The following is a 12,660-nucleotide window of genomic DNA, read 5'->3' as shown; positions in this document are numbered from 1 at the left end:
TTAGAACCTTAGGAAGCCTTCCCTTCCACAATTTTCAGTGCTGCCGCAAAGTCCACCATCTTTTCCATTTCTTCGGGTTCCAAAGAAATGCCGAATTCGCCTTCGATGGCGATGATCAAGTTCAGGTGCTTGATAGAATCCCAGGCTTCGCAGTTCGCTTGGGAAACATTTTCATCAATGTCAGAAACTTCCAGAGTTTCCTTGAAGATATTTAGAAGTTTTTCTTTCATACACTATTTCCTTCTTCATAAGATAACAGCAAGGAACTAACGGATTGAAAATTGCAACAACGAACACCCTTGAAATTCTTCAGATTTTCACCAGAATAAACAAGATTCTTGTTCAGAGTTTCAAATCCCGGCAACTTAGCGAGTTTTTCCATATTCTTAAAGTAATCAGAATTCACGCTAGAAGCAGACTTGATCTCTACAGCGTTCCACCTTTCATCAACTTTAAAGAGCATATCTACTTCAACGCCAGTATCAGTCCTAAAGTAGAAAAACTCCGTCATTTTATTTTCATTATACGCAGTTTTTATCACTTCCAGCACAACAAGGTTTTCAAACAGATTTCCAAGTAACGGATCTCTTGAAAGCTGCTGCGTATTTTCGATGCCAAGAAGCATTGTTGCAAGCCCGGTATCTGTAAAATAGATTTTCGGGGACTTGATTAGTCGCTTACCGAGATTTCCAAACCAGGGCCGTAATTTAAAAATGATATTTGACGTTTCTAGCAGGGAGACCCACTCGCCAATGGTCTTGTTCGAAACGCCAACGTCACCCGCCAAGGCGGATGCATTAAAAACTTGTCCGATTCGTCCTGCAAGTAATTTGACAAATATTTCGAATTTGTCAAAATCTTTGATTTTCATTAGGGAACGCACATCCCGTTCTACGTACGTTCTAAAATAATCCCTGTAGTAGACTCCGGGGGCAATGCCACTATCATAAATTCTAGGCATTCCTCCCCAAAGGAGACTTTCATCACGACTCTTATCGATACCCGCTTGCACTAGTTCTTTCAAAGACAACGGCAATAACGTTAACAAGGCGGTCCGCCCTGCAAGAGACTGCGTCACTCCCTGCATCAAGGAAAGCTGCTGACTTCCCGTTAAAATAAAGTTGCCGTTTTTTCCAAGATTATCGCTCAGCACCTGTATTTCACTCAGCAGGTCTGGACAATTTTGCACCTCGTCTATAATCAGGGGTGGCGGATACGATTCAAAGAATCCCTTAGGGTCCTCTTTTGCAAAGCGCCGCGTTTCTAGACGTTCCAAATTGACATAGGTATAGCTAGGGAAGGTCTCCCTAGCCAAGGTTGTCTTACCAGACTGTCTTGGTCCAATTAAGGTGACAATCGGGTAGACTTCTGCCATTTTTTTTAAGGATTCTGTCAAATCACGATGAATCATGCCCTAAATATACCTAATTTCACGTAATTTGGGAGTTGCAGGTAAAAATTACGTAAATTTCAGCTGGTATAACGACTCATTTTCACATTTTTTTAGCGTACTAAAACCGACTGTCTCATAAAAATCAGCCACAGAACCATTCTTCAACGTCTTAACATAGCTGGCGCGGACGTTTTTCACCCCAGCAGCCTGCAGTTTATCAAGAATAGCCTTCATAAAGGTGTTCTCGATCTTTCGGCCAAGAATTCGGCAGCTTAGGAACAGATTTTCAATAGAGGCCTCGTCTCCGTTTACAGTCACAATCGCAGCACCGGTCATGCCGCTGTCCCCGAATTTATCCTTCACAGAGAGAGAGAACACAAAGCCACCCGCAGCCTTCACATCAACCACATCAAGATCTGTATAACGTTTACCGGTCAAATTAAACTGATTGGTCTTCTGGCTCATCTGTGCGATTCGGGGGAAGTCCGCATCGTCGTTCACACGGATGGTCGTCTCAATATTCAGACTCTTGATGAAATCATCTATGTTCGTAAACTGAGATTGCAACTGATGGCGTTCTGCATTGGCCTTATACTGCTGAGTTTTCTCACGATCTTCTGCGCGGGCCTGATAAATCTTGAAATACTGATTTTTCAAGTCGTTGAAAAATACAGGCAACGCATAGGGTGCCGTCGGAAATTCTGGAACAACCACTTCGGGAATCATGGTCGCCACAAGCTCCCGTTCCGTGGGAGAATCATCCAGGAACACCATGCTATCCAAGCCGATATTCAGTTCCTGGGCAAGCTCACGGATGTTTGTAGCCTTGTCAGTCCAGTTAATGCGCCAGGCCGCAAAATGTTCCTTACGCAGAATCAGGTCTCGGCTATTTTCAATAAAATCCCATGCGTCCGTTTCGTTGTTCTTGCTGCAAACAGCAAGGATGATTCCCCGCTTCTGCAGTTCAAGGATCTGTTCCTGGAAGAAATGGAAAGCCTTGCCAGGATAGTCGCCGCCAATTTTCAAATGCTCCGGACCATCTTCCCCAAGGATTCCGCCCCACAGTGTATTGTCCAAGTCAAGAACCAGGCACTTTTTTGCAGTCTTTACCGTAGCCTCTTTTTCAGCGACGAACCATTTTCTGAAAGGTCCGGCGAGCTTCGGACTAATTGCCGCCTGAGACATAAAGTAGAATTTCCAATCTACCAAGTCTGTTTGAGTATAACGGTTACAAAACGCAGCAAAATCTACAATCTTGACATTGGAATTTTTGTTGGCGAAATCAAGAACAAATTTATTGAAATCTGCAATGGACTGAGCTACGGAAAAGTCCGTCGATTCATACTTGCTATCAAAAAGATCCACAAGCGTAAAAACATACAGAGGTTTTGTTGCAGGCAATTGAGAATGGACAAAACTCAGGCGTTCCGCATAGCTATTGATTTCTTTTGCGGCAGACAAAGCATCCGGCAAAATCGGGGCTGTATAAAACCACACATAGGAATCAGCTTCTACTTCGGGAACATTCAATTCATCGTAACCGGAGTAGCTATAGCCAGCACCGCCAAAGAGAAGTTCCGCAGTTGTATTCCTAAAAATGTGAGTCATCAGTATTCTACCAGTTCAGAAATTTTTGTCTTTTCAAGATTCAGCCAGGCGGTTCCCCATGAAAGTCCAGAACCAAATCCTGAAAAAAGAACGGACTTACGAGCAGAGAACTTTTCTTTATCAAACAGCTCTGACACAATAGTCAAAGGAACCGACGCAGAACTGGTATTACCAAAACGATCCAAAGAATATGGCGTCTTTGTTGCCGGGATTTTCAGATGCTTACTGAAGAAATCCGTCATGAACTTGTTAGCCTGGTGATAGATTAGCAAATCAACATCATCGATAGTCTTGTTCAAATGTTTCAGCAAATCACGGATGTCCGAGGGAACTGCACGAATGCCGAAGTTAAAAACTTCCATGCCATCCATGCGCAAGGTTTCACCATTCTTGATGTTACCGTGTTCGTCTTCAACTTCTTTCAAACCCTCTTCGCAGCTGGGATTGCGATAGCCTCCATAGGGCATCTTCAGAACATCCATCTTGCTGCCATCGGAATTCAAGGAGAATGCAGAAGTACCAAAGTCACCCTTTTCAATAAGGGTTGCCGTGCCAGCATCACCAAACAGAGGAACCGTGGCACGATCCTTCTGAGATATGGTCTTGGACATGGTCTCGCCAACCAAAAGCAAAGCCTTGCGAATTCCCGGATTCTGTAAAAAAGAGAAACAGGTTGCCACGCCGTATACAAAGCCGGAGCAGGCCAAATTCACGTCAAAGGACAAAACAGATGTAGGAACACCCAATCGATGAGCCAAGCTAGGTGCCGTGGCAGGCTGGCGATAATCAGGGGTCTGGCTCAAGAAAATAACAGCATCAATTTCTGCAGGGTCAACATTGTTATCTGCAAACAGTTTTTCAGCGGCCTGGCAGCACAAATCCGATGCGCAAACACCTTCGTCAACGTAACGCTTTTCACGAATTCCAATATAGCCCAAGGTGCGCTTGAGTTCTTCTTCATTCAGGAATCCTGCCAAATCAGAATTCTTCATTACACGTTTCGGCACACATGCCGCAACAGCAGAAATCCCAATGTTATTATACTCTAAAATCGCCATATACCATCCGTGTCACCTACAGCATCATCCCTTCGTCATCCTGAGCGAAGCGAAGGATCTAGCCTTTCTTCTCTTGAATCAAATCGTATAATTCCTGAATTGTTTGTACATTGCGAAACTCATCGCTAGACAGCAATACACTAAAGTTTTCCTCAATCACAGTAATAACCAACAAGGCTGTCATAGAGGTCCAACCAGACAATTCATGGAACTTCGTTTCCGGTGCAAAATTAGTCTCTGTAGGGTCAGAAAACTGTTCAGCAAATAAAGCAACAAATTCATTAATATTCATAAAGACTAACCTCGAATAAGGACCTTAGCGAATCTATCTCGTTGTTTAAAATAATCATTTTTGCAAAGTGTATAAGTCAGTTTCGCCGCATCACTTGGCGTTTCCGGGCTCTCTTTATAACCCAGCAGAACATTGAAATCAATGGCCCGCTTATTATCGCTCATAATGTGCGCTACCATGGATTCCAGTTTCAATTCATCAAAGCAAAAGTCGTTCAATGCAAATATGACACGAAAGGGTACATCGGTATTCAGGTAGGAATCTTCATAAATGAAAATGCCTCCTTCACCTGTTTTTGCAGTTAAGTCAACATCCTTCACGTTGGTCAAGCCGATTTCTTGACCTTTATAGCAGATGATGAAATAATAATTCTGGTCGTTATCAACTTTCGCAAACCATTTCTTTTGCATGTCGGCAGTGATATGCTCGCGATATTCCATGTACTGAGAAATCTTCGGATCATTGCGCCAACGACGGACAAGTTCAATCTTGTCTTCTGTCAATCTCTGCAATGTTACACCATACTTCGAGAATTCCATTTAGTCCTCGAAGTTCACTTTTTCAGAAATGATGAAAAGCTGACGCCCCTTGACCTGATCAAAAATCTTGCCCACGTACAAGCCGACAATCCCCAGCATGGCCAACAACAAACCACCCACAAACCAAATGGAGAAAACCGTGGTGGTAAAGCCAGGAACCTGAATGGCTCCAAGATTATAGGCAATCAAATTATACACGGCAAGCAAGAAAGAAAGAGCCGCCAAAACAAAGCCCCATTCCACAGCCAGCTTCAAGGGTTTATTACTATTGGCAATGGTGACGTCAAAGCTAAGTTGAATAAGTTTAGACAAGGTATAGCTAGTTTCTCCAGCAAAACGTGCACCGTGCTTTACAGGAATTGCCGTAGTCTTGAAGCCAAGATAGGCGACCAGCGAAGGGAACGATCTTGCACGTTCCGACATCTTATTAAATTCTTTAATGACCTTTTTATTGTATATGCCAAAATTCGCGATAGTCTTATCAGTCTTAATACCACTAAAGTAGCGATAGCAAATATGGAACAAAGTGGACGACATCTTCTTAAAAAATCCGTCTACACGGTACTGTCGTTTTGCAAATACAACATCAAAACCTTTCTGGGCCTCTGCAAAAAGTGCCGGAATTTCCTTAGGGTCATCCTGCAAATCACAATCCATCACCACAGTCCAATCACCCTTCACCAGACTCAATCCCGCTGAGATTGCATAATGCTGCCCAAAGTTGCGACTGAGATTCACACTCTTCACACGAGAATCTTTCGCAGACACCTCCACCATCTTTTCCCAGGACTTATCCGGAGAGCAATCGTTCACCAGAATAATTTCAAAATTTTCTGTAATGGTAGAAAGTTCCGTCACCAAGCGGGAAACCAACTCGTGCACAATTTCTTCCGCACGGTAAACCGGAGAAACAACGGAAATCAATGGATTTTGAGCATTTGCAGTCATATTGCAAAGTTAGTATTAAAAATCAGTTCAACACCACGTAGGGGACCCATCTGCGGTAGAATTTTTGCCTAAACTCCTGTGGCGACAAAATGGGTTCATGGTCCCCCTGCACTATAAAGCGAGTTTCGGGGTGTTTTTTGGCTAATTCCGCAACAATTTTCAAGGTGTTAAACATCTTTTCGAAGTATATCTTTTCTACTGTAGCAGCATCATCTCCCATAGGGAATTGAGTATCGCGAGTAGTCCAGGCCACGAATGTTTTTGATGAGGAGTCATTCAACATGGAATCAATCTTTAACGCAATCACACTGTCAGAAGAAATCTCTTTGGTAAAGACAACTTCGTCAAAACCCAATCGGTGAATATACCGATCTCGGTGCTGGATGGAGGAATCACCCCCAAACATAAACACAGATTTAAAGCCCTTGCTGCTTAAGACTGCTGGAATAAACACCGAATCCCTTGAACCATTTTCATTTTTAATTATGGAATCAACCAGATCCTCTCTTTCGGCACCACGAGTTCTAGAATAGATTCGGGAATGAGTCCCTGCAACATTCAAGCTTCCTTCAAATATCTTCATTTCATCATTGAAAATATTTGTATCGATAGGAATTCCCCACGATTCTACTAAGATCATAACATTATTTCGGCTACTATCTATATACAGCCGAGAGACCATCGCAGAATCAACAGCATTATAACGTTTCTTCAGATCTTCTGTTAGGCCTATCCTTTCTGACGGATTTCTAAAAGAAGATGTCATGAACCTAAGAATGGGCATTTCAAAAACAGGTTGCGACGGAAAGAAATTTGCGGCAACAATATTCACCCCCATACTCACAAACATTATAAAACTTATCCCATTTAAAGAAATCTTTCTCGTCTCCTTTAAAAGGACAATAGCTATAGCCGTTGACATCAAAGGTATAATCCAATACCACGATAGATTTCCATGGTTCGCAGAGAGAATATTTTTCAAATCAAGGAAACTTGTTGCTGCAACAAGAACCGCAATCAAGGCTAGACACACCTTTTTTGATTTAGCTTGAGATTCACGCACATAAACAAATAGCAGCAGCAATCCAAAGATGCTGTAGCACAAAAGCCCGTGAACAACGTTTTGCCCCTTTTCGAAGGTTAATAGAAAAGGTGCTATCGTAACTAACGCCGTTGCGATTATTGGATACAAAAATTTATCCATAAAACTTTAATTACATTCCAAAGAACTCAAATACCTTCTGACAGGTATATTCGATTTCTTCCTGCTTCAGTCCATAGAACATGGGCAAGCGAAGCAGTCTGTTACTTTCTGTGGTGGTATAGCGGTCTTCACCATCAAAACGACCAAACTTCAACCCAGCCGGAGAAGAATGCAGCGGCACATAGTGGAACACCGCAAGAATTCCATTAAAGGTTAAGTGTTTTAAGAGAGCCGTTCGAGTTTGCAGGTCTTCGACTTTTAGATAGAACATATGGGCATTATGCTTGCAATGTTCAGGAATCGTAGCAAACTCCACCAAGCCTTTTTCAGCAAGAGGAGTAAGCAACTTTTTATACTGATTCCAACAATTCATGCGGTAATCATAAATGATATCTGCACATTCAAGTTCCGCATAAAGATAGGCGGCATTCAGCTCACTAGGCAGGTAGCTAGATCCCAGTTCAACCCAAGTATACTTGTCCACTTCTCCGCGATGGAACTGGCAACGGTTGGTCCCCTTTTCTCGGATAATCTCGGCTCGGTCGCTGAACTTTTTGTCTTTTATCAACAGGGCACCGCCTTCACCCATGCTATAGTTTTTGGTTTCGTGATAGCTGTAGCAACCGAAGTCCCCCAATGCTCCTAGAGCCTTTCCTTTGTAAGTTGCCATCATTCCTTGGGCAGCATCTTCAACCACAAGAAGATTATGTTTGCGAGCGATTTCATTAATTTTGTCCATTTCGCAGGCCACGCCAGCATAGTGTACAGGAACGATAGCTTTGGTCTTTTCGGTAATGGCGTTTTCAATCAAATTTTCGTCCAGATTCATTGTGTCGGGACGGATATCCACAAATACACACTTTGCCCCCTGAGACACAAAAGCATCTGCCGTAGAAACAAAAGTAAACGAAGGCATAATGACTTCATCACCTGGCCTAATGTCGCACAGGCGAGCCGCCATTTCCAAGGCGTGAGTGCAGCTGGTCGTCAGGAGAGCCTTAGAAGATCCCGTTGATTTTTCAAGCCATTCATGACACCTTAAGTTAAAGGTTCCATCTCCACAAATACGGCCACTTTCAACAGCCTGCTTAACGTAATCAAATTCAGTCCCTACAAAAGGGGGCTTGTTAAAAGGAATCTTCATCATGTGTTCAAGTATACATTATTTTACACCTCTTTGGTGCAATCCCAAAGTTAATGCTACATATTTATTATCTTTTTGACCATGAGTAACAAAAGAGCCCTCATTACCTCTCTTTTAATAAATCTTTTCCTTTTAGGACTTTGCCTCATCTTTGGCAATCTCGCTTTCGGAGCTACAGACGACTACTTTATGGCTCGTTTGCTGGAAGGTGTTTACGGTGAGAATTATAACGTTCATTTGACGTTTGTCAATGTGCTTTATGGTTATGCCCTGCTACCTTTCTACTACCTTTTCCCAAAAATCGGGTGGTACTATATTGGCGAAATGACTGGGGTTTTCCTATCCTTCACCACCATAGGAACCATCATCATTAAACGGGCCGGGATGCAATGGGGACCTTTACTGGCTTTGCTATTTTCTGCGGCATTCGCTTCTGACTGCTATTTGTCCGTTCAATTCACCCAATGTGCTACACTATATTCGGCCGCAGGAATGCTCCTTTTTTTGTCATACGCAACAAAAAAAGAGCATTCAAGTAAAAATGAGAAAATAGCACTCTTAATATCTGCGTTATTTTTCTTGCTCTGGGGAGCAATCATGCGCAGAGAGGCCTTCTTAATGGGAGTCCCCTTTTTCGCATTCGCATTGCTTCTATACGTAAAAGATTGTTGGAAGCATAAAACAAGAACAATACTCGGATTGATCATTCTGCTCATTGGTCTAACAACAATCCAATGGATAGACAAAAAACACTACGAAGCTCCGGATTACCGATATTACAAGGAATTCCAGTCCCTACGGGCAACATTTGGAGACGGAGCCTTTTTTGACGCAAGCGCTGTCGCCGACGAATTCGATGAACAGGGTTCATACAGTGAGGAATTCCACCTACTTAGAAACTGGGTATTCTACGACAGTCAGGTTTTTTCAGTAGATAGTCTGCGAAACTACGCAAAATCCGTATACGCAAACACCTTAGACACAAAACCTGTTGCAATTCTTTACACCCTGCCTTCGGCATTAGCTAACGCAACAAACAAACCAATGTTTTGGATTTGGTTTTTATTTTGTGGAGTACTGTTCCTTATTAAAAACGGAAGATCCTATGCATGGGGATCCATCCTAATAATAGCCATGCTCACATCCTACCTACTCATTCTAAACCGCATAGTTTACAGAGTCGAAATGGGTTTCTGGCTTTACGCAACCGCCCTAGCAATCCCTTTCATGAAGTCGGTTCCCCAAATTCCCCCAAAATTTGCTAAAAGCGCTTTAGCAGTATCCGTCATAGCAATCACTGCAACCTTTGGCACAAAAGGAGATTACGTCCGTAATCAAACAAACGGAAGAAACCTCCAGGTTTCAAAAGCAAAACTAACACATTATGCAGATGCACTTGACTACATCGAATCTCTTCCATCAAATTACGCCGTTCTCGCCTCTCACACGACATACATCTTTTTCTCAAAAAAGAAAGAACCTCCTTATAGATCAGAGCCTTTCGGTAGTTGGAAAAAAATCATTCCCATGGGATACTGGACTCCCTTTTTCCCTGATATAGAGAACACTTTAAAAGAAAAGGGGATTAAAAATCCTCTAAAAGACGCAACCAAAGAAAACGTACTAGTTGTCGGAAACAACGTTCTAAACGAATTTCTGGAACGACACTACGACGACAGTGTAAGCGTTCGTATTGAAAAAGAATTCGACGTTCTAAAATTTTACAAATACACAGTATCAGTAAACCAATAATCCTAATCCTCACTTAAGAATTAGGAAATCATCGTCGTACGTCCACACAATTCTTTAATCAAGACAAAAAAAAAGTCATCTTAGAAATATTTCTCCCAAAATTAATTCAAGCCGCCTAAATGCACCTAAAATACACACTTCTTTTAGAAGATAATTCCTATTTCAAGTTTTCCCCATAAAACATCTTTTTCAAAACGAAATCACCCGTTATGCGAATGTTTTTTCCTATACAAAAAAAGGCTCCCCAAAGGGGGAGACCTTTTTTCAAGCCTTATCCGTTAGAATTAGGATGCAGTGTGGAGAAGACGGAAGTTCGGAGTGAGAACTGCGCAATTTCCTGCACCAGTCTTACCAGAGGCACCATCAACCGTAGCAGAATAGGAAACCAAGCCACCTGCAGAAGAATTACCGCTAGTAGTCAAGGTCCAGTGGCTATTAGCATTGCAATCATTCAGAGTTGCAACGTTGGTTGCAGTCCAGTTGCTAACAAAAATATATTCATCAATGGTAGTGACATCACCATATCCAGCAGCATTCGTGCTATTTGTGCAGGCTGCAGCATCGCAGTAGTAGAAGTTAGAGCTATTCTTCATGAGATAGCCAATTTCCTTCCAAGTACCAACGCGGATGCCCTTTTCAGCGACGTATGCGTCCTGCAACTTCACGTAATCTGCGGGAGTTTTGGGAATGGGATTTGTGTTGATATCATTTTTTTTCAAACTTTGCTCGTCCCTGAAATGTTTTTGGGGTAGAATGGAGGCTTTATGCTTTTTTATGATGCTGCACTGGAAAGTTTAAAAAATAACCCTGGTGAACTCACTGATTCATCTATAGAAACTTATCAGTGGAATTTGAAAAAATTATATGATTTTTCTCCTGAACTTGATTGCTCTGCAATTGATGAAAGATTGATTCGCGAATTTAAGGCCCATATGCAGGAGTTGGGAAATAAACCCGCAACCGTGACGAAAGCTTTGTCTGTCTTTAGAATTTTCGTAAATCGTTTGCGTAGGGAAGGCCTTATTGAAAATGATCCGTTCAAGGGGGTGAGGATTGGACGGGTTTATACAAGGCGCGGTTTCCTGACTGTGCGAGAATTGAAAATGCTCTATTTAAACTTTTCGGATAACAAGTTCTTGCTTACAAGAGAAGAGTGTGAATGTGTGAAGGTATTTTTATTCAGTTGTTTTACGGGACTTCGGTATAGTGATTTGCAATCGTTAACTTGCAACGAAATTTTTGACTGGAAAATTCGTAAGCAAACTCAGAAAACGGGAGAGTCTGTGTATATTCCAATACCAGTACAGGCACGCTTGCTCTTGCCAAGCCAATTAAATGGAAATGGTCCCGTATTTCATGTAGTTGAAAATTCGACTTTTAACAAGCGCTTGCGTCGTGCGGCAAAGAAAATTGGTTTTACAAAATATTTGCACTGTCACTTGGCTCGTCATACTTTTGCCACGACCTGCATTTCTTTGGGGATTCCTCTGCCTGCGACAAGTAAACTTCTTGGTCATCGCAACTTGGATACGACCTTGATTTATGCGAAATATGTGGATTCATTTTTGGACAAGGAAATGAAAAAATTTAATAGGCTGTAAAACGGAAAGGAAAAAGGATATGTATAATGAAACTATGTCCTCTTTAAAAGAACAAATCATTGAAAAGTTGGTGGCGGATGGCTATGACATTGAAAATTTATTGTAAGTGTCTTGTCAAACTTGCAAAACTAGTGTATATTTGTGCAGTCTGATCAAAGTAAAGCCGTTTTTGTTTATGCCTGTAAAACGGAAAGGATATGTTATGAAGAAGAAAGATACCCCTGTTGCGGGGAATGGAATCACCCTCATTGACGAGAATTTGCTGAAGAGCAAGGTTTACACCATCCGCGGTGTAAAGGTGATGCTTGACGCCGATCTGGCGGAAATTTATGGGTATAGCACCAAGGATTTCAATAGGCAAGTTAAGAATAATATAGAACGTTTTCCCGAGATTTTCCGATTTCAGTTGACTATGGACGAAATTGCTGAATTATCGAGGTGCAAAAATTGCACCTCGATGCAGGTCAAAGGGGTGAAAGGTGGGCGAGTCTATTTACCTTATGCCTTTACAGAACAAGGAATTTATATGTTGATGACTGTTCTTAAGGGGGAGCTTGCTATTAAGCAAAGTATTGCCATAATGCTTTTGTTTAAAGAAATGAAGGATTACATTGCTGCCGAAAATCAGCAGTTACTGGGTTGTTCCAACTGCGTTCAAATTGCGACCCTCACGGCTCAACATTCCCACGAAATTGCGGAAATTCGCACGGATGTGGCTCGTTTGGAGGTGGAGTCCCTGAAAACCCAGGAATCCTTGGGCAAGGTCATGGAATTCTTTCACGATCCATCTACCTATAAGCATCACTTGATTCTAAACGGGCAAAAGCTGGAGGCCGATGTTGCCTACACGCAGATTTATGGTATGGCTCAGAAGTCAATTTTCGTATTTGATGATTTTGTTGGTGTAAAAACACTGGATTTATTGCGAGGTGTTGCTCAGAATGTGAATGTGACGATTTTTAGCGACCAGCGGAATGGCTGCGCTTTGACTCAAACGATGATTGACGACTTCAAGGCTGCTCGTCCTGACGTTTCCTTCGAGTGGAGACCTGCAGGCGGTATATTCCATGACCGTTATATCGTGTTGGATTACGGAACGAGTCACGAAAAAATGTTCCATT

At 42.2% G+C, this 12,660-nt stretch carries 13 protein-coding genes; 3 read left to right on the top strand and 10 right to left on the bottom strand.

The features are described from left to right. Positions 1 to 8: 8 nt before the first annotated feature. The 9 genes from MMG03_RS00695 to rffA are packed head-to-tail and all read right to left on the bottom strand — an operon-like array spanning position 9 to position 8,186. Entirely contained in the window at positions 9 to 230 is a 222-nt protein-coding gene (locus tag MMG03_RS00695) for an acyl carrier protein (RefSeq protein WP_249505387.1), read from the bottom strand. Continuing rightward, complete coding sequence (locus MMG03_RS00690) at positions 227 to 1,411, bottom strand: ATP-binding protein (protein WP_249505386.1); 1,185 nt, start codon at positions 1,409 to 1,411, stop codon at positions 227 to 229. Before MMG03_RS00690 ends, MMG03_RS00695 begins: the two co-directional genes overlap by 4 nt. Positions 1,412 to 1,459: 48 nt before the next feature. After that, a complete protein-coding gene (locus MMG03_RS00685) occupies positions 1,460 to 3,001 on the bottom strand; it encodes an HAD family hydrolase (RefSeq protein WP_249505385.1) in 1,542 nt (513 codons plus the stop codon). Then, on the bottom strand, positions 3,001 to 4,059 hold the full coding sequence (locus MMG03_RS00680) for a 3-oxoacyl-ACP synthase III family protein (protein WP_263859240.1): 1,059 nt from the start codon (positions 4,057 to 4,059) through the stop codon (positions 3,001 to 3,003). The genes MMG03_RS00685 and MMG03_RS00680 overlap by 1 nt, the downstream gene beginning before the upstream one ends. A gap of 58 nt (positions 4,060 to 4,117) precedes the next feature. Then, positions 4,118 to 4,351, bottom strand: coding sequence for an acyl carrier protein (locus tag MMG03_RS00675; RefSeq protein ID WP_249505383.1), 234 nt, complete (start codon positions 4,349 to 4,351; stop codon positions 4,118 to 4,120). Positions 4,352 to 4,356: 5 nt separating this feature from the next. Further along, positions 4,357 to 4,890, bottom strand: coding sequence for a GNAT family N-acetyltransferase (locus MMG03_RS00670; protein ID WP_249505382.1), 534 nt, complete (start codon positions 4,888 to 4,890; stop codon positions 4,357 to 4,359). Further along, positions 4,891 to 5,838 (bottom strand): glycosyltransferase family 2 protein, encoded by a 948-nt coding sequence (locus MMG03_RS00665; protein ID WP_249505381.1) that lies wholly within the window; start codon positions 5,836 to 5,838, stop codon positions 4,891 to 4,893. It abuts the gene before it with no gap. Positions 5,839 to 5,860: 22 nt separating this feature from the next. Beyond that, positions 5,861 to 7,042, bottom strand: a complete 1,182-nt coding sequence (locus tag MMG03_RS00660; protein ID WP_249505380.1) for a hypothetical protein — start codon at positions 7,040 to 7,042, stop codon at positions 5,861 to 5,863. A gap of 10 nt (positions 7,043 to 7,052) precedes the next feature. Continuing rightward, complete coding sequence (rffA, locus tag MMG03_RS00655) at positions 7,053 to 8,186, bottom strand: dTDP-4-amino-4,6-dideoxygalactose transaminase (protein ID WP_346348695.1); 1,134 nt, start codon at positions 8,184 to 8,186, stop codon at positions 7,053 to 7,055. A gap of 81 nt (positions 8,187 to 8,267) precedes the next feature. Between rffA and MMG03_RS00650 the strand changes: the two genes are divergently transcribed. After that, positions 8,268 to 9,938 (top strand): hypothetical protein, encoded by a 1,671-nt coding sequence (locus MMG03_RS00650; RefSeq protein WP_249505378.1) that lies wholly within the window; start codon positions 8,268 to 8,270, stop codon positions 9,936 to 9,938. 284 nt (positions 9,939 to 10,222) lie between these two features. On the opposite strand, the gene MMG03_RS00645 is transcribed toward MMG03_RS00650, so the two are convergent. Next, positions 10,223 to 10,657, bottom strand: coding sequence for a hypothetical protein (locus MMG03_RS00645; RefSeq protein WP_249505377.1), 435 nt, complete (start codon positions 10,655 to 10,657; stop codon positions 10,223 to 10,225). A 45-nt stretch (positions 10,658 to 10,702) separates the two neighbouring features. On the opposite strand from MMG03_RS00645, the gene MMG03_RS00640 reads away from it, so the two are divergent. Both MMG03_RS00640 and MMG03_RS00635 read left to right on the top strand, forming a co-directional pair. Next, a complete protein-coding gene (locus MMG03_RS00640; RefSeq protein WP_249505376.1) occupies positions 10,703 to 11,539 on the top strand; it encodes a tyrosine-type recombinase/integrase in 837 nt (278 codons plus the stop codon). Between the two features lie 202 nt (positions 11,540 to 11,741). Beyond that, on the top strand, positions 11,742 to 12,660 hold a 919-nt coding region (locus MMG03_RS00635), incomplete at its 3' end, for an ORF6N domain-containing protein (protein ID WP_249505375.1).

This window comes from Fibrobacter sp. HC4 (assembly GCF_023373925.1).
Classification (GTDB): domain Bacteria; phylum Fibrobacterota; class Fibrobacteria; order Fibrobacterales; family Fibrobacteraceae; genus Fibrobacter.
This window is presented reverse-complemented; position numbering and strand designations above follow the sequence as displayed.

Excerpts from the sequence above, each read along its gene's own strand:
- MMG03_RS00685 (WP_249505385.1), bottom strand. The coding sequence starts at position 3,001 with ATGACTCACATTTTTAGGAATACAACTGCGGAACTTCTCTTTGGCGGT.
- MMG03_RS00670 (WP_249505382.1), bottom strand. The coding sequence starts at position 4,890 with ATGGAATTCTCGAAGTATGGTGTAACATTGCAGAGATTGACAGAAGAC.
- MMG03_RS00650 (WP_249505378.1), top strand. The coding sequence starts at position 8,268 with ATGAGTAACAAAAGAGCCCTCATTACCTCTCTTTTAATAAATCTTTTC.
- MMG03_RS00680 (WP_263859240.1), bottom strand. The coding sequence starts at position 4,059 with ATGGCGATTTTAGAGTATAATAACATTGGGATTTCTGCTGTTGCGGCA.
- MMG03_RS00665 (WP_249505381.1), bottom strand. The coding sequence starts at position 5,838 with ATGACTGCAAATGCTCAAAATCCATTGATTTCCGTTGTTTCTCCGGTT.
- rffA (WP_346348695.1), bottom strand. The coding sequence starts at position 8,186 with ATGAAGATTCCTTTTAACAAGCCCCCTTTTGTAGGGACTGAATTTGAT.
- MMG03_RS00690 (WP_249505386.1), bottom strand. The coding sequence starts at position 1,411 with ATGATTCATCGTGATTTGACAGAATCCTTAAAAAAAATGGCAGAAGTC.
- MMG03_RS00640 (WP_249505376.1), top strand. The coding sequence starts at position 10,703 with ATGCTTTTTTATGATGCTGCACTGGAAAGTTTAAAAAATAACCCTGGT.
- MMG03_RS00675 (WP_249505383.1), bottom strand. The coding sequence starts at position 4,351 with ATGAATATTAATGAATTTGTTGCTTTATTTGCTGAACAGTTTTCTGAC.
- MMG03_RS00660 (WP_249505380.1), bottom strand. The coding sequence starts at position 7,042 with ATGGATAAATTTTTGTATCCAATAATCGCAACGGCGTTAGTTACGATA.
- MMG03_RS00695 (WP_249505387.1), bottom strand. The coding sequence starts at position 230 with ATGAAAGAAAAACTTCTAAATATCTTCAAGGAAACTCTGGAAGTTTCT.